Consider the following 17,677-nt stretch of genomic DNA (forward strand, 5'->3'; position numbering starts at 1 on the left):
TTTGAAAAAAAAAATATGTCAACAACAAATTGTGCTCCTGCTGCCGAAAGAAGAAAATTAAGCTTTCTAGACCGGTTTCTTACCTTATGGATTTTTCTTGCGATGGGCATTGGAGTCGCAATTGGGTATTTCTTTCCTTCTTCTTCTAATTTTATCAATTTCTTTTCTAGCGGTACTACAAATATCCCTTTGGCCATAGGTTTAATACTGATGATGTATCCTCCTCTTGCAAAAGTGAAATATGAAAATATGGGCGAAGTATTTAAAGATACCAAAGTTTTGACCGTTTCTCTTGTCTTAAACTGGGTAATCGGTCCTCTTTTAATGTTTTTTCTGGCCATCACATTTCTAAGAGACTATCCGGAGTATATGGTTGGATTAATTTTGATTGGCTTGGCTAGATGCATTGCAATGGTGGTAGTCTGGAATGAGCTTGCAGAAGGTAACCGGGAATATGCCGCAGGACTCATTGCGTTGAACAGCATTTTCCAAGTTTTATTATATAGTGTTTTTGCCTATGTATTTATTACCGTTCTTCCACCATATTTTGGATTAAAAGGCCTGGAAGTAAATATTACCATAGCCGAAATAGCTAAAAGTGTAGGCATCTACCTCGGTATACCTTTTGCAATGGGCATAATTAGTCGTTATACCCTCATTGGCCTGAAAGGTGAAGATTGGTTTCAAAATAAATTTGTGCCATTCATCTCACCTATCACCCTACTAGCATTGCTATTTACCATTTTAGTGATGTTTAGCTTAAAAGGTGAACTTATTGTACAGATTCCTATGGACGTAGTGCGCATTGCTATCCCCTTAATAATCTACTTCTCTATCATGTTTGTCATCAGTTTTTTTGCTGGCCGATATTTTGGTGCTGATTACTCAAAAAGTACTTCCATAGCCTTCACAGCCACAGGAAACAATTTTGAACTGGCTATAGCAGTAGCAATTGGTCTATTTGGCATTAACTCACGGCAGGCTTTTGCGGGTGTTATTGGCCCTTTAGTCGAAGTACCCGCTTTAATTGCATTGGTAAACCTTGCTTTTTGGTTTAGAAAGAAGTACTATAAGCCTAATGCATAGCATTCTTGTTACCCCATAAATTAAAATTATTTGTAAATTTATATTAATTTACACCAATAATTTAATAGATACTTATGGCAAATCATATAATGTATAAAACACTTTTTTTAGGCATTTTCTTTCTTACAGTTATTACTGCCTGTAATAACAGTGATAGCGTTTCGACAACTCAAAACCCTGCCGACAGCAGTACTGGTCCTTCTGTAGAAACAAAAAAACCTAATAGTGATTACAAACCGGCCACGCCTGGACAAACCCGCGCTCCTGGTGCAACAACTAAAACCCCTTTTTCTGTTACGGTAATAAGTAGTGATTTAAAACAACCCTGGGGCATTTGCACTTTACCAGATGGACGTTTACTGATTACTGAAAAGTCAGGTAACATGCGCATTTTAAAAGCAGATGGAACAGCTGATAAAACAATAACCGGTTTACCGGCAGTGGTAAATGACGGACAAGGTGGCTTACTCGACGTCACCATTGATCCACAATTTGCAACAAATGGAATGATTTACTGGACTTTTTCACAAAAAACCCCCACAGGAAATGTATTGGCTGTTGCTAAAGGCAAATTATCTGCCGACGAAAGTAAGGTAGAAAACGCCGTTGTCATTTACCAAGCCACTCCTGCCTACGATGGTACGCTTCATTATGGCTCACGGATTTTGTTCGATACAAAAGGCAATCTTTTTGTTAGTGCCGGCGAACGTTCATCGAAAGAAACCCGTGTAAAAGCACAAGATTTATCAGCTTCTCTAGGAAAAATCCTTCACCTTACTACAGACGGAAAAGCAGTGCCCAATGGCCCTTTTGCCAATACGGGAAATGCAAAACCTGAAATTTATGCTTATGGTTTTCGCAACCCTCAGGGTTTAGCATTTAACCCTGAAACCGGCGATTTATGGGAAGCTGAATTCGGCCCTCGCGGGGGTGATGAAATCAATATCATCCGCCCTGGAAAAAATTATGGCTGGCCTATAATAACTTATGGTATCGAATACAATGGTGAAAAAGTTGGCGATAGCATACAACAAAAAGAAGGTATGGAACAACCAATATACTTTTGGGATCCCAGCATTTCGCCTTCAGCCATTACTTTTTACAATAGCAATGTCATACCTGAATGGAAAGGCAACTTATTTGTGGCCAGCCTTGGTGGTACACATATTGCCAGGCTTGTGATCAGTAATGACAAGGTAGTAGCCGAAGAACGGCTATTAAAAGATCTTGGCGAACGTTTCCGTGCATTAGCAGTCGGTAATAATGGTATCATATATACCGTAACAGACGGTGGTAAGCTATATAGTATCGCTAAGAAATAATTTAACATCATTTAAATCCATACCTTTGGCGTTTCCAAAATTACGTCATGAACAATACTTCTGTTGAAAAAAACTTGGCAAATAAAACGGTATTCCCGATTTTATTTGCCATTAGTTTTTCCCACCTATTAAATGATACCATACAATCACTCATTCCGGCTATTTATCCGGTAATCAAACATACTTTTAGCCTTTCTTTTTCGCAGATTGGCCTAATCACCTTAGTTTTTCAACTCTCTTCTTCTTTGTTACAGCCCTTTGTAGGCTTATACACCGATAAAAAACCTCAGCCTTATTCTTTAGCTCTTGGAATGAGTTTTACACTAACGGGCTTAGTACTCCTCTCTTTATCGGCAAATTACCACATGATGCTGCTGTCGGTAGCATTAGTGGGTCTTGGCTCCTCGATTTTCCATCCTGAAGCTTCCCGAATCGCTCATTCAGCATCTGGTGGTAAAAGAGGCCTGGCACAATCAATTTTTCAACTGGGTGGTAATGCCGGCAGTTCTTTAGGTCCGTTGCTTGCCGCATGGATTATTGTTCCCTATGGCCAGTTTAGTGTAATCTGGTTTTCAACAATTGCTTTACTCGCCATAATTATCTTAACTTTTGTAGGCAACTGGTATAAGGGAATGGTAGGTGTCATCAAAAAAAACAGTCATTCTATTACAGCCATATCTCCTTTCTCCAAAAGAAAGGTTGTTTTCTCTGTAAGCATTTTGTTGGTGCTGATTTTTTCTAAGTATTTTTACATGGCCAGTCTCACAAGTTATTTTACTTTTTACATGATAGATAAGTTTCATGTTTCCGTTCAAAGCTCGCAGTTTTACTTATTTGTATTTTTATTTTCAGTAGCTGCCGGAACGTTAATTGGTGGTCCGGTTGGTGATCGCTTTGGTAGAAAATATGTAATCTGGTTTTCTATACTTGGTACCGCGCCTTTTGCCTTATTACTTCCACACGCAAATCTTTTCTGGACAACCGTTTTGATTGTCCCTATTGGCGTAATTTTAGCATCTGCATTCTCTGCAATCCTTGTTTATGCTCAGGAGCTAATACCAGGTAAAGTGGGTTTAGTAGCGGGCTTATTTTTTGGGTTTGCCTTTGGAATGGGTGGTATAGGTTCGGCAATTATGGGCAAACTGGCTGATGAAACCAGCATATCACATGTGTTCTTTCTCTGCTCCTTCTTACCATTGATAGGCTTGTTAACAGGCCTCCTTCCAAACATTGAAGGTGACAGAAAGAAAATAAAATCTAATAAATAATGGTAGCTTTAAAGCAGGAGAAGCTACATCACTTATAAAAACAATTTCATTTTGATAAAAATCCTTGTTTTCACTGCTTTTAATCAAGCTCAACAACAAAAACTAAAATCAGGCATACCTATCGGAACACAGTTGATTTTCAACACTGATTTATCAACAGAGGAGTTACCTACGGCATTTGATACTGCTGAAATTATTTTGGGTAACCCTCCCGCAAACCTATTTAATGCAGCTCCTTCACAACTTAAATTCTGGCAAATCGATTCTGCAGGTTTTGATCAATACCAGGAGCTTAATTTAGCAATACCTGTGGCCAATATGGGTGCGTATTTTGCCCTGGGTTGTGCAGAGACAATAGTTGGTGGCATCTTATGTTTTTACCGGCAGCTACATCAGCTGGTGCGGCTGCAGACAGAAAAAAAATGGGAAGGAAAAGAAATTAGAACCCGACTGCAAGGGCTGACCCATAAAAAGGTGCTTATTCTGGGTACAGGCGCAATTGGTCTGGCGGTAAAGAAATTACTTATTGGATTTGATTGCCAGATCAGCACTACAGCAAGGAAAAATCCATTAGCAGACCTACATAATTTCAAAGAAATACTGGCTGTTTTACCTGATATTGATGTAGTAATCAATACCCTGCCCGGAACTGCCACAAACTATGTCTCAGCTAATTTTTTTGAGGCAATGAAACCTGGAAGTCTCTATTCAAATGTTGGAAGGGGAAATACCACGGTAGAAAAAGCCCTACTGAGCGCACTTGAAACAGGGAAAATTGCAGGCGCTGTTTTGGATGTAACTGCGACTGAACCGCTGCCAAAAAACAACAAACTATGGCGTATGGAAAATGTTATTTTGACCCAACATACTGGTGGTGGCGACGGAAATGAGGCAGAAGCGAAATTAAAACAATTAATCTCCAATGTAAATAACTTTATTAAAGGGAAACCTATCAATAACCTGATCAATTTAGCTGAAGGCTATTAAGCAAATCTTATTCCTATAAATAGCCTATTGACTTTACGTCACTATTGCCATATAGCATAAGGGGCACAGGTGCGGACTTTACAGGGACCTCGTAGCGATTATCCGCAACGAGGTCCCTACCAGCTCCCTATGAGGTCCGATGATAGTACGAACCTCAATAAAGCTAAACTTTAACTTATCCCATTTTGAGTTTCTTCTCAATATCATTCACGTAAGTTCTAAACTTTTTATCAGTTTGAATAAGATCTTCTACAGTCTGACAAGCATAAATAACAGTAGAGTGATCTCTGCCGCCAAAAAATGCACCAATTGTTTTTAAGGAAGACCTTGTCATTGCTTTAGACAGGTACATTGATATCTGACGTGCTTGCACCACTTCTCTTTTTCGGGTTGATGCTTTTAACAAATCCATCGGGACTTCAAAATATTCACATACCAGTTTTTGGATAATATCCATGGAAACTTCCTTATTGGTATTCTTGATGAAATTCTTCATCATCGCTTTCGCCAAAGACAAATCGATTTCCTTTTTATTTAAAGTAGATTGAGCCAATAAAGAAACCATGGCACCTTCAAGTTCCCTAATATTGTTGTTGATGTTGTGCGCCACATATTCCACCACTTCTTCTGGAAGGTCAATTCCATCAACATACATTTTCTTTTTTAGAATAGCGATCCTGGTTTGCAAATCAGGCAGAGTTAAATCTGCAGAAAGCCCCCATTTAAAACGACTCAACAAACGTTCTTCTAAGCCAGATAAATCTTTTGGCGCTTTATCTGAAGTAATGATAATTTGTTTACCAGATTGGTGCAGGTGATTAAAAACATGGAAGAAAATATCCTGGGTTTTCTCTTTTCCAGCAAAGTTATGCACATCATCCATAATGATCACATCCATAGCCTGGTAAAAGTTTACAAAATCATTGATGGTATTATTCTTTAATGATTCTACAAACTGTTGACAGAATTTTTCACAAGAAACATAAATCACCAGTTTATCTGGAAGTGTTTGTCTGATTTGGTTACCAATGGCTTGAGCAAGGTGGGTTTTGCCCATACCCGACGGGCCATAGATCATTAAAGGATTAAAAGAAGTTTCACCAGGCTTTGCCGCAACAGCATGTCCGGCTGAACGTGCTAAACGATTACTGTCTCCTTCTACATAGTTCTCGAAGGTATAGTTTGGGTTCAACTGTGGGTCCACCTGTATCTTTTTCAAGCCAGGAATCACAAATGGATTTTTAATATCGCGGTTAATGTTAACCGGCACAGGCATACTCTGTTTGCGGTTATCAGAACCATTACCGCTTGAAGGCATTTTAGTGGTATAAGGCAAAACACCGTTCGAACTTTGGTCAACTACAATGTTGTATTCCAATCTTCCTTCATCACCTAATTGCAACTTAACTGTTCGTCGAAGTAGGCTTACATAATGTTCTTCTAACCACTCATAAAAGAATAAACTTGGTACCTGTATGGTCAAAACTTTATCCTCCAATTTAAGCGGCGTTATCGGCTCGAACCAGGTTTTGAAACTCTGGGCCGGGATATTATCCTTAATAATTTGAAGACAGTTATTCCATACTTGTATACAAGTGTTATTCATAGTTATGCTTTAATTTTATTGATTTATTACCCCGATACAACAAGCAACTCTTATTGTTGGGGCTGCGAAGATCACAAATTTTACTAACATTGAGTAAGAATATTTTGTATTTTTTCTAACTAATTCATTAGCATAATCATACGATCATCTTTACAGAATTAATTGTGGATAAGTGTTTGAACCTGTAATTTTTTTGGGAAAGAGTTAATAAAAATCATCGTAATAAAAAAGTAGGCATGAAATTTATTATACATCGGTATGATCAAAATAAATTACTATAAAAGAAGAAAAATAAGCGCGGTGTTGCTCCTGGTGACTGCACTGTTCGCCTTGCAGTCCTGTAAGAAAAGCCGCTCAGATATTGGACAGGTTTTCTTTAAAGAAACCAACAATAAGGTTTTTAAGAAGGTAGAAAGCGATGCCTTCATTGCTATCTTCAAAAAAACACTGGAAGAAAAAAAAGCAAGCTTAAAAAACCCGAAATTTATTACCGCTTTTTATGAAAAAAACGACTTTGACCCAGTATTGGTTACACAACATTTACCACAGAATGAATTAAAAACTTTGGCCGGTTACTTGTCCAAAGCAGGCAGTCACGGTCTGGAACCAAATCTATTTGACGCAAAAAACTTATCAGATTTACTTATAAAAGTATATGATAAAAATGCAATAAAAACTGTAGAAGATGCTTATAAAATTATTGCCGAGCTAGAGCTGTTAACAGCAAATTCTTTGATCGATTATAGTAATGCCTTAAAATTCGGAGTGATTAGCCCGAAGAAAATTTACGCAAGTTATTACACAGAAACGAAACGTCCCGACAGTACATCTATGATGGAAGCATTGGAAGTAAACAACCTTAAAAACTACTTGGATAGCATACAACCAAAAGACGCAAATTACCTTGCTTTACAAAAAGGATTAGCTGATGGCATTTCTGCACCCGGACTTTCGGCTGAAGAAACTTTACGCATTTTACAAGTGAACCTGGAACGATTAAGGTGGAAAAACAAAAAAGAAAACAAGAGATATGTGATTGTTAACATTCCTGATTACAGATTAGATGTTATAGATAATGGAAAATCTGTTTTAAATATGAAAGTTTGTGTTGGCGAAGGTAGGGAATTAAAAAGCACAGACCAGCTGAAAGAATATGATGAAAGCGACTTAAAGAAAGACCGTCCGTTTTCTAGGGAAACACCTCAGCTGGGCAGTATGATTCATAGTGTACAAGTCAATCCGATATGGAATATACCCGAAAGCATTGCAACAAATGAAATTTCTAAACACGCTGCAGCCGACAGGTACTACCTTTCCAATAACAATATTGATGTATTTAAAGACGGAAAAATTATTGAAGACACAGAATTGATTGATTGGACGGATCCTGCTGCAGGCAAAAAATATCTATTTAAACAACGTTCTGGAAATGATAATTCTTTAGGAAAAATCAAATTCCTCTTTAACAATGACAATTCTGTTTACCTGCATGACACCCCTTCAAAAGCGGCTTTTAATCAAAAAATGAGAGCAATTAGTCATGGTTGTGTGCGTGTTGAAAACCCTTTAGGGCTTGCCGAAGCACTTTTTGGTGAGGGGAAGAAATTCGAACAAATTAAAGCAGGTATGGCACAAACAGAGAACCAGGTAGCAAGAGATGTAGCACTTCCAGTGCAAATACCGATTTACTTAACTTACCTCACCTGCTGGGCAGCAGAAGATGGCTCATTACAAGCTAGAAAAGATGTCTATGGTTTGGATGTAGTGCTCTACTCCTACCTGCAAAAATTAACAGCAGGCTAGGAATAATCCTGCCTGCTGTTACAAACATTTAGAAAACCTTAGATGCTCGATGCAGTGTCTAAGGTTTTTTCGATTTCATATAAATTACTAGCAAGCTGCGCTGCCAGACTTTCATTAAGATACTTCGAGGAATAACCCTCATCACTCACATTAATAAAAAGTACTGTTTTACCACCTATAGCATCAATCACAGTATTTGCTAACTCGGGGGCTACTGCAGGACAACCCTGACTACGGCCAAGCCTGCCCAGCGCATTAATAGTACCTTGACTAACATAAGATGCACCATGAATTACGATAGCTCTTTTACGGGCATTAGAATTGAATCCTTCATCCATGCCATCCAGTCGCAATGACCTGCCATGCTGCCCGGTATAAATCTCTCCGGTTACATAAAACCCCATACTGCTTTGGTAAGAGTTATTAACATTAGAAAAATGGGTGGCTTTATCTGCACCACTGTGCTGCCCGTGGGCAACCCAAGTATTTAAAAGTAATTCTTTTTTAGCGAGGTCAATGATCCACAAACGCTTTTTGGTACTGTTCTGGTCAAAATCTGCGATGCTTAAAATAGATTTATCATCTGCTATTTTTCCAGAAATTTTAAGGTTATAAAAGCCTGTCACAGCTTTCTCAAATACTTCTTTAGCTAAGCCATATTGCCCTAACTGCGCAATGGTATAAATATGGTTGATATAGGCGTTGTACTGCAGGTCAGAAGTTGCTGAGGGGCTTAATTTGCCTACAATCGGTAACGCTTTACTGGTTGAATTCCAGCTCATGGAAGTAAGTGCAAATACGATTACAAAGATTCCGGCTAGACCTAAAACGTATTTTCTCATATTTCTCAGGGTTAGTTGGTAGGGTGAATAAAAAAACAATTTTGTTTAACGTTTTAACTAAACAATTATACAAAGATACAAAAAAGAATTAAGTCACCAACTCAAGCTTAATTTTACTCACATTTTAACAACGTTTTCACCGGCTTTATTATTATAAAAATAAAAAGGGTATGCATAAAAAAAGGCCCACAAAAAGCAGACCTTCAATTTAATTCAGACAAAGATTACTTTGCACTATTTTTTTTCTCAGTTACTTCTGCACGGATATCCTGAGCCAATGTTTTTAAATCTTGCATTGCTTTACGCACTCTTGTACCTGCCGCACCGTTACCTGAGTTATAAAATTTTTCTGCATCTGCCTCAACTCCGGCAATAAGTTCTTTTAATTTTGAAAATTTTTCCATGTGATTCTGTAAATAATAAAGTAATTATTGGTTTAAAGATAATAAATATTGGTTTTTAAACAAATGAATAACGTTTTTACATTGATTTCATTATACATCCGTTTGCCTTTAAAAACAATAAAATGCCAGTTTTGTTTAATACTTATTAGACAAATTTATTAAAAAGGCAAAAAAGAAAATCAACCTGTTTAAGACAAAACACCTGATAATGAACTAAATGAGTCATATTACTCCTAAATAATTGAAACGAGGTCTATCCTCGTAAAAGTTAAAACCTTTTGGGGAAGACAAGCTTGTTTTTAAAAATTAATAGCTAAAAAAAAGACGTAAAAGGAGCAAATTAGAAGCAAAATAGCATTGCTACAAAACTAAATCAGCCTATAGAAGTCAAAATTGACCCTTGTTTTCCAACGGTTAAAGCATGTTTTACCCCACACTTTAAGGCAAAATTACTTTTTTGATGGCCCACCGGAAAATCAAAACAGACTGGGTATTTATACATTGTCACTTTTTCTAACACAATTTCTTCAATAGTCTTACCGAATTCTTCTCCTTCATTTTCAGGTTTAATTTTAAAACCACCAATAATTAAGCCCTTCAGTTTTGTGAGTTTACCACTGCGTTTCAAATTCCAGAACATGCGGTCAATACCATATAAATATTCGCCAGTATCTTCTAAAAACAAGATTTTTCCATTGGTATTGATGTCCGAATTACTACCAGCAAGGTTTTCAATGATACTTAAATTACCACCTATTAAAACGCCCTGCACTTCACCCATTCTATTGAATTCATTAAATGGGGATTTATACCTCAGATCTTGGCCAGCAAGTGCCTGCCGAATAGATAAAATCGTTTCAATCTGTATAGGATCGGCGAGAGCCCATTCGGACGGGAAACTATTACACATTTTAGAATGAATAGATGCGATTTTGAAATTGCTGTTCAGGTGGCAATGCAACAGGGTGATGTCACTAAAACCAATGATCCATTTTGGATGGGACACAAAATGTTTAAAATCCAGAAGATCGATTATACTTACCGCGCCATAGCCACCCCTGGCACACATAATAGCCTTCACCTCCTTATCGTCCATCATTAGTTGCAGATCAGCAGCTCTTTCTGCTACCGTTCCACCAAAAGTAAAATCTTTGGCACCTACCGTTTGCCCTATCTTGACCTGGAAACCCCAGCTTTCCATTAGTTTGACGGAGGGTAAAATCTCTTCCATGGTAATAAAACCCGCAGGACAAGTAATACCTATTGTATCACCCTTTTTAAGATAAGGTGGTATTTTAGGATGGCGACTGCTCTCTAGGGCATTTGCTGGTGCAGCAGTTGCCCATAAATTTAAGCTTGGTATAGAGGCTCCTGCCAATGCAAGAGAAGAAAGGAAAAGTTTGCGGTTCATAGAAAAATTTTTTATCTAAATTTCTTTCAATAATTCCTCGTCATCCAGCTTATCCTCCTCATCAGATTTAATTCTCTTCAATTCAAAATCCGTTGGTATGTCTACTATGAGGGGCACCTTTTCAACAGTTACAAAACTCAAATCTAAACCAAAACCTTTCTCCTCTGGCACACTAAAGTTTTTAAGAATTTGATAATAAAACATAGTACACCTTTCAATAAATTTAAGGCTGTAAGAGGTTGACATGATTTTCTCTAATACTACAAACCTGAAATCACCAGCAATTTTATGCTCATGAAGGGAAGAATACCTGCTGGTAATATCAACTTCCTTGTTTTTAACCATGTCTTCTACAACTTTTCTAAAAAGTACATTGATTCTTTGTTCTACCCTGAAACCTAACCTAAAATCTACCCTTATTAATTTACCTTTAATCAGGTTATTCACTTTATATTCCATGGTATAAGGCTCATCAGTTACATCTACGTGGATTAGCCAATAAACATCAGCCCTTTTAGGGAGCTTTTGAATGATAGAGTACATGATAGAAGACTCAATTTCGGAATTAAAGTTAGCGCTCGTTAAATAAACTAACTGTGAAGCATATTTGGGAATAGAAGTATCCTCAGAAATCTTCTCAATAATGGGATAATACTTTTCAACATCATCAAAACGAAGGTAACGGTTTCTGATCCTGCGCCCATTGTACCAGGCATACATGATGGAAAATAAAGACATGCCCAATAGTACGGTGAACCAACCACCATGAAAAATCTTTGCTACATTTCCAATTAAAAAAGTTAATTCTATTACCCCATAAATTAGTAAAAATATAACGATCAAATACATTGGCACCCTTTTGCGCATTAAAAATACAGCAACTAAAATGGTGGTCATCAGCATTGCTACAGTTATTGACAAACCATAAGCAGCCTCCATATTGGTAGATTTTTTAAAGATAAGGACTACAATGATACAGCCGATACATAAAAGCCAGTTCATAGAAGGCACATAAAGCTGTCCTTTTTGGTTACTTGGATAATTAATTTTAACTTTTGGCCAAAGATTTAACCGAACTGCTTCAGCAATTAAAGTAAAGGAGCCAGAAATTAAAGCCTGACTAGCAATGGCAGCAGCAACAGTGGCAATGGAAATACCATAAATCAGGAACCAGTCTGGCATTAAATGATAAAAAGGATTTATCTCACCAAGGTGCGTACCCTGCATTTTCCATAGCCATACCCCCTGCCCCATATAACTCAGTATCAAACAAGTTTTAACATAAATCCAACTGATGCGAATATTTGACCGTCCGCAATGGCCTAAATCAGAATATAACGCTTCAGCCCCTGTGGTACATAAAAAAACCGCACCAATAATAAGAAAAGCCTCAGGATTTGTGCTCAGGATTACATAAGCATAATAAGGATTAATAGCTTTTAAAATCTCCGGAAACTGAAAAACATAAACTAGTCCTAATGCGGCAATCATGGTAAACCAAATCCACATGACGGGACCGAAAGCCTTTCCGACCAGAGAAGTGCCGAATTGTTGCAATACAAACAGAAAAACGATAATAGCCAATACAATAGGAACAGTAGGCAAATCCTGATAGATAATTTGCAGACCTTCAATTGCAGATGAAACCGTTACTGCGGGGGTCATAATTCCATCTGCCAACAAAGCAGCGCCACCAATCATAGCCGGTATAATCAACCATTTTGCCCTGCGCTTGACTAACGAATAAAGAGAGAAAATTCCTCCCTCCCCTTTATTATCAGCTTGTAAGGTAATGATTACATATTTTATAGTTGTTTGAAGTGTTAGCGTCCAGAATATACAGGACAGGCCGCCAAGAATAAGTTCAGGTGTGATTAACCTTTCGCCAATAATAGCTTTAAATACATAGAGTGGTGAAGTACCAATATCGCCGTAAATAATTCCAAGACTAATTAACACACCTGCTGCCGACAGCTTATTGGTATCTTTATGATTTGACATGAGTCTGAATTTTCAAGTGGCCAAAGGTATAAAATAGAAAAGTCATTTTTCTAAAAATTTACCTAGGCTAACTTAAATCGAAATTCGAGTCTAAATAATTTTGGAATAACCTAAAAATAACCCTGATAATGAATGACTTATATTAATTAGTTAATATTATTAATTAATGTTAATTTTGAAACAAATCAATTTATATAATTTTGGCAAAAATCAATAAGAATTCTCACAAAGTACTTTACAGAAAGTATTCATCGAATCTTAAATACATTATGATGGTGCTCACGGTACTGATCGTAACCTATTTTTTACCAAAAAAACCGAGGTTTAGGTACGAATTCGAAAAAGGTAAAGTTTGGTTAAATAAAGACCTGGTATCACCATTTAGCTTTGCTATTTTAAAAACTACTCCGCAAGTCCTAACCGATAAAAAAGATGCCTTAGAGAACATTTTACCTATTTACAAGTATAACCCGGAAATGTTTAGTGCCATTGAGGATGCTTATTTAAATGAATTTGATGTAAAATGGAAGACTAATGGTTTTCCAGAGAATGAGCGACAGAAATACAAGACGGCTTCTTATAAAATCCTTGCCAGTATTTATTCGAAAGGAATTATATCTTTAACTACTAAACACCAAAAAAACAGGAAGAACTATGACGTTTCTTTGCTGAATAATAACGTTTCTAAAACCATTAATACACAGGATCTTTTAACCATTCAAACTGCTTTAGATTATTTTAAAAATAATTTTAAAATTAAGAACGAAAATATCCAGGAGTCGGTTGTTGGTTTAATTCAAAACCATTTACAACCAAACATACTTTTTGATGAGCCCTTAACCACTATTGTACAAAACAATACGATAAATAGTTTATCTACAACGCATGGTATGGTTCAAAAAGGAGAGCTAATCATTGCAAAAAACAATGTAATTGATGAAGAAACCTATCAGAAATTGGAATCATTTAAAGCGACTTATGAAGCACAGACAAAAATTATCGGCGACAGTACGTTAGTATATTTGGGACAGATATTATTGGTTGGGTTCAATTTAAGTTTATTAATGGTCTTCTTACAAATGTTCAGAAAAGACATTTTTGCCGATAACCGCCAACTTTCCTTGTTGTTGCTGGTTATTACCACCATGTTATTGGCCTTAACATGGGCAATAAAATTAAATTTACCTACGCTATATTACATCCCCTACTGCATTGTACCAATTATTATCCGGATTTTATTTGACACCCGTTTGGCTTTATACCTCCATTTGCTTGTTATTTTAATTGCAGGATTTTTTGTTCCCAACAGCTTTGAATTTGTTTATTATCAAATAACAGCCGGTATGGTGGCTATTTACAGTATTAGAAACCTTGTTAAAAGAGAGCAGTTGTTGTTATCTGCACTTTTTATACTTACCTCTTATTTCATTTCATTCATTGGCATTGGACTGTTAAGAGAAGGTTCTTTCAAGGAAATTGAATGGGTAAACTTTGTTCCTTTTATAGTAAGTGTGCTGTTGTCATTGATTGCCTATCCTATAATTTATGCCTTTGAAAGGGTTTTTGGAATAACTTCGGATGTTGCCTTAATAGAATTAACCAATACAAACAACAAATTACTGCGCGAGCTTGCCTTTAAAGCTCCGGGTACGTTTCAACACTCTTTACAGGTAGCAAATCTTGCAGAGGCAGCGATTTTTAAAATTGGTGGCAATTCCTTATTGGTAAGGGCAGGTGCTTTATACCATGATATTGGAAAAATAGAAAATCCGCAGTATTTTATTGAGAACCAAAATACGGCTGTTAGTCCGCATGATAAATTGCCTTATGAACAAAGTGCACAAATCATCATCAAGCATGTTCTTAAGGGCATAGAGATTACACGCAGACATCAATTGCCGGAAAGCGTGATCGACTTCATCAGAACACATCATGGCAATACCAGGGTAGATTATTTTTACCAGTCGTTTTTAAAGAATTCACCGGAAAAGTTTGTAGACGAAAATATATTCAGGTATCCAGGGCCTATTCCTTTTTCTAAAGAAACAGGGGTGTTAATGTTGGCGGATTCTGTAGAAGCAGCATCGAGAAGTATCAAAAATCCGGACGCTCAAAGTATAAATGACCTGGTAGAACGCATCATAAATTACAAATTAGAGCAAAATCAATTAGATAACTGCGATTTAACGTTAAAAGATTTAGAAACTATAAAGCTGATATTCAAGACGATGCTGATGAGTATCTATCATGTGCGAATAGATTATCTACAAACTGTGTAATTTTCTTTTGCAAATATCAATGAATTGCTATATTTGCACTCCCTCACAACAAGTAAATGAGCGGAATTGGAGAGATGCCTGAGTGGCCGAAAGGAACAGTTTGCTAAACTGTCGTACTGGCAACGGTACCGAGGGTTCGAATCCCTCTCTCTCCGCAGAATAGAAATAAAAAAGCCTTTAGCGTAATGTTAAAGGCTTTTTTTGTGGGTGAAATCGCCAAAGGGGATACTAAAGGATTAATGCGAAATCAGGATAATACTATTATGATGTAATTGAGGATCAGGTACCAGCATCTGAAATTAGATTAATACGTTGAATAGGCACAAAATAAGATACCAACATTCACCAAATTAAGGAAATAAGAAATTGACCCTAAATTAACATTAACGATAAATATAGAAATTATAATAATAATTATATTTATATGTTATTCTATAAAATATATATATTTCATTATGATATATATTAACAATAATATATATCTTAGATTAAATTAATTAACCAAATTTATGAAATATTTATTCACACCTCTCACTGCAGGATTATTTCTGCTCTTTAATTGCGCCACTATATATTTATTCATTTGGGTTGCAGGTTATTTTTATTCCTTCACCTGGTTTTGGTTTGTGCTTAGTTACGGCCTAATTGGCGTTGTAATATTCACCTTAGGTCATGGATGCCTAGTTTCATCCATTAAATTTTTCATGAACTTTTACGAGTATAACCTCATCTCAAGAATTACTCATTCTCTATTTGCCCTTGCAGGGGTAGTAATAATTGGTTATTTTTATACACAACATCCACCCATGCTTGAGGGACCAGAAGGACAAAAGTTTATATTGACAACGATGTGGGAAACAGCACCATACAAAGCAATAATTGCAATCTTCTTCACCACAGCAATCATACTGGCTAATACTTACTTAACGGTAATTGAAACTTTAACAAAGGTAAAAATTCAAGCTTTTTATGATGTCCGTTTACTAAAAGATTACACTTCTTTTTAATTATAATAAACCTCAATGTGCTTTATGTCCAATATCCTGTGTATTTTTAGATTAATTTATTTTAATTTAAGCTAAAGTAAAAAAAGATTTAACTATAGGATCATGAAAACAGTTTTAGTACTTACAGACTTCTCCTCAAATGCTAACCATGCTGCAGAAACTGCCGTATTTCTAGCAGGAAAGCTTAATTTAAATGTTTTGTTGTTTAATATATATTTCTCAGTTCCGGGAGTTCCTGCCGGCGAAAATGATGCATGGTCTAAAACATACGAGGTATTTAAAAAAGAAAGCGAAGATAACCTCCAAAAAGAAGTGGAAAGATTATCGAATAAAATTACCCCTGGCCTACCGAAACCTGTTATTCAATATTTAACAGCTTTCGGCCATTTAGGTACAAAAGTTAATTCACTGATTTCCGATAATAATAATAATAATATTGATTTCATTGTAATGGGTGCACGTAAAAAGCTTCAAAGTTTCAAGCTTTTTGGAGATGATATCAATGATGTGGTCAAAAATTCTGATAAACCCGTACTCATTGTTAATGAATCGCTAAATTTTAAGGAAATAAAAAATATAGTTTTTACAACTGATGTTGCAGACTCCGATCTTCAGGCTTTAGCATTCTTAAATAAGCTTTCAAATAGCTTTAATTTTAAGGTTCATGCAACTTATGTTTCCCCTGTTTCGGAGTTTACAGACTTAGAAGAAGAACAAAAGGTTAGTCACTATTTAGAGGGAATAAATCAAATTGGTTCGCCAAATATTTCATTTGAAAATTTAAAAGGTGAAGATGTCATTAATGAACTCGTAAAATTCAACACTTCAATCGCTGCAGATCTATTAGCAATTGTGCATAAGAATCGTTCTTTTTTATGGCGCTTATTTCATGAAAGCGTTTCTAAAGAATTCACAAAAGATTCTACTATTTCCATCTTAATTATCCCCGAACAATAGATTTTCAGGTTGCTTCTATTCAATGCTTCATCAAATATTATACTAACCGTTAATTTCAAAACACCATCCAGGGGGAGTCCAACCAATCCGGGCCCCTCTTTCTTAAATACAAAGCTGCTAGCCGTCTACCAATTATAGCATCAAGCTAATCAATCACCTTCCCAGTTTTCTCTCGGCTCGTCAATCTGGTGGCTAATGTGTTCTGCTTATACTCCTCATCTCCTAAAATAATGCCCCAAGACTGGAAGCCTTCTACCCTGTCGAAAATTATTTTTAAAATGGCGATGATTGGAATAGATAAAAACATACCAGATATGCCCCATATCATTTCACCGATGATTACGCCTAACACCGTGATCAATGCATTGATCTTTACTTTTGAGCCCACAATTACAGGCAATAAAATATTACTATCAATTAGATGGGTAATCACTAAAGTAGCGACTACCAAAAATACTTTACTGATCAAGGTAGCAGTTGCAAAAGCAACGAAAGACCGTTGCAAAAGCAACAAGTCAGAATTATATTAACTTTTTGGATTTTTTGTTTTTTTAGTTTTGGGTTTTTTCGACCAAAAGTGTCGAATTTGTACTTGAAGCAGCTCTTTTGGAGCGCTATTTGTATTTAATTTGCTGTATTTATCAGTTTGGACGCAACTATCCCTGGGGAACGGTATAAGTTATAGGCAATGGCCTCCATCAGGT

The 17,677-nt window shown here is 36.4% G+C and carries 14 protein-coding genes and 1 tRNA gene; 9 read left to right on the forward strand and 6 right to left on the reverse strand.

Going from position 1 to position 17,677, the window contains the following annotated elements; translation table 11 throughout:
* Positions 1-15: 15 nt before the first annotated feature.
* The 4 genes from arsB (at position 16) to AAKU52_RS06410 (ending at position 4,663) form a co-directional block, all read left to right on the forward strand.
* Positions 16-1,086: an ACR3 family arsenite efflux transporter gene (gene arsB, locus AAKU52_RS06395; RefSeq protein ID WP_354331434.1), complete on the forward strand. Its 1,071-nt coding sequence runs from the start codon at positions 16-18 to the stop codon at positions 1,084-1,086.
* 74 nt (positions 1,087-1,160) lie between these two features.
* Positions 1,161-2,408, forward strand: coding sequence for a PQQ-dependent sugar dehydrogenase (locus tag AAKU52_RS06400; protein ID WP_354331436.1), 1,248 nt, complete (start codon positions 1,161-1,163; stop codon positions 2,406-2,408).
* A 47-nt stretch (positions 2,409-2,455) separates the two neighbouring features.
* Positions 2,456-3,676, forward strand: a complete 1,221-nt coding sequence (locus tag AAKU52_RS06405) for an MFS transporter (RefSeq protein ID WP_354331437.1) — start codon at positions 2,456-2,458, stop codon at positions 3,674-3,676.
* A 51-nt stretch (positions 3,677-3,727) separates the two neighbouring features.
* Complete coding sequence (locus AAKU52_RS06410; protein ID WP_354331439.1) at positions 3,728-4,663, forward strand: D-2-hydroxyacid dehydrogenase; 936 nt, start codon at positions 3,728-3,730, stop codon at positions 4,661-4,663.
* Between the two features lie 175 nt (positions 4,664-4,838).
* Here AAKU52_RS06410 and dnaA read toward each other — a convergent pair whose 3' ends face one another.
* The gene (dnaA, locus tag AAKU52_RS06415) at positions 4,839-6,269 is read right to left on the reverse strand and encodes a chromosomal replication initiator protein DnaA (protein ID WP_354331441.1); all 1,431 of its coding nucleotides are present in this window, start codon (positions 6,267-6,269) and stop codon (positions 4,839-4,841) included.
* 258 nt (positions 6,270-6,527) lie between these two features.
* On the opposite strand from dnaA, the gene AAKU52_RS06420 reads away from it, so the two are divergent.
* The gene (locus AAKU52_RS06420; RefSeq protein WP_354331444.1) at positions 6,528-8,072 is read left to right on the forward strand and encodes a L,D-transpeptidase family protein; all 1,545 of its coding nucleotides are present in this window, start codon (positions 6,528-6,530) and stop codon (positions 8,070-8,072) included.
* Positions 8,073-8,110: 38 nt separating this feature from the next.
* Here AAKU52_RS06420 and AAKU52_RS06425 read toward each other — a convergent pair whose 3' ends face one another.
* The 4 genes from AAKU52_RS06425 to AAKU52_RS06440 all read right to left on the reverse strand — a co-directional run bounded on the left by AAKU52_RS06425 (position 8,111) and on the right by AAKU52_RS06440 (position 12,730).
* Entirely contained in the window at positions 8,111-8,914 is an 804-nt protein-coding gene (locus tag AAKU52_RS06425; RefSeq protein ID WP_354331446.1) for a murein L,D-transpeptidase catalytic domain family protein, read from the reverse strand.
* 224 nt (positions 8,915-9,138) lie between these two features.
* Positions 9,139-9,318 (reverse strand): BF3379 family histone-like protein, encoded by a 180-nt coding sequence (locus AAKU52_RS06430; protein WP_354331448.1) that lies wholly within the window; start codon positions 9,316-9,318, stop codon positions 9,139-9,141.
* 373 nt (positions 9,319-9,691) lie between these two features.
* On the reverse strand, positions 9,692-10,729 hold the full coding sequence (locus AAKU52_RS06435) for a S66 peptidase family protein (protein ID WP_354331450.1): 1,038 nt from the start codon (positions 10,727-10,729) through the stop codon (positions 9,692-9,694).
* Between the two features lie 15 nt (positions 10,730-10,744).
* A complete protein-coding gene (locus AAKU52_RS06440) occupies positions 10,745-12,730 on the reverse strand; it encodes a KUP/HAK/KT family potassium transporter (RefSeq protein ID WP_354331452.1) in 1,986 nt (661 codons plus the stop codon).
* Between the two features lie 272 nt (positions 12,731-13,002).
* Here AAKU52_RS06440 and AAKU52_RS06445 point away from each other — a divergent pair, with 272 nt between their 5' ends.
* From AAKU52_RS06445 to AAKU52_RS06460, 4 genes are all read left to right on the forward strand, one after another.
* Complete coding sequence (locus AAKU52_RS06445; protein WP_354331466.1) at positions 13,003-15,009, forward strand: HD family phosphohydrolase; 2,007 nt, start codon at positions 13,003-13,005, stop codon at positions 15,007-15,009.
* A 68-nt stretch (positions 15,010-15,077) separates the two neighbouring features.
* Positions 15,078-15,164 (forward strand) — tRNA-Ser (locus AAKU52_RS06450).
* A 354-nt stretch (positions 15,165-15,518) separates the two neighbouring features.
* The gene (locus tag AAKU52_RS06455) at positions 15,519-16,016 is read left to right on the forward strand and encodes a hypothetical protein (RefSeq protein ID WP_354331454.1); all 498 of its coding nucleotides are present in this window, start codon (positions 15,519-15,521) and stop codon (positions 16,014-16,016) included.
* A 102-nt stretch (positions 16,017-16,118) separates the two neighbouring features.
* The gene (locus AAKU52_RS06460; protein WP_354331456.1) at positions 16,119-16,973 is read left to right on the forward strand and encodes a universal stress protein; all 855 of its coding nucleotides are present in this window, start codon (positions 16,119-16,121) and stop codon (positions 16,971-16,973) included.
* Between the two features lie 145 nt (positions 16,974-17,118).
* Here AAKU52_RS06460 and AAKU52_RS06465 read toward each other — a convergent pair whose 3' ends face one another.
* On the reverse strand, positions 17,119-17,478 hold the full coding sequence (locus AAKU52_RS06465) for an AI-2E family transporter (RefSeq protein ID WP_354331458.1): 360 nt from the start codon (positions 17,476-17,478) through the stop codon (positions 17,119-17,121).
* Positions 17,479-17,677 lie beyond the last annotated feature (199 nt).

The organism is Pedobacter sp. CG_S7, from assembly GCF_040544395.1.
Classification (GTDB): domain Bacteria; phylum Bacteroidota; class Bacteroidia; order Sphingobacteriales; family Sphingobacteriaceae; genus Pedobacter.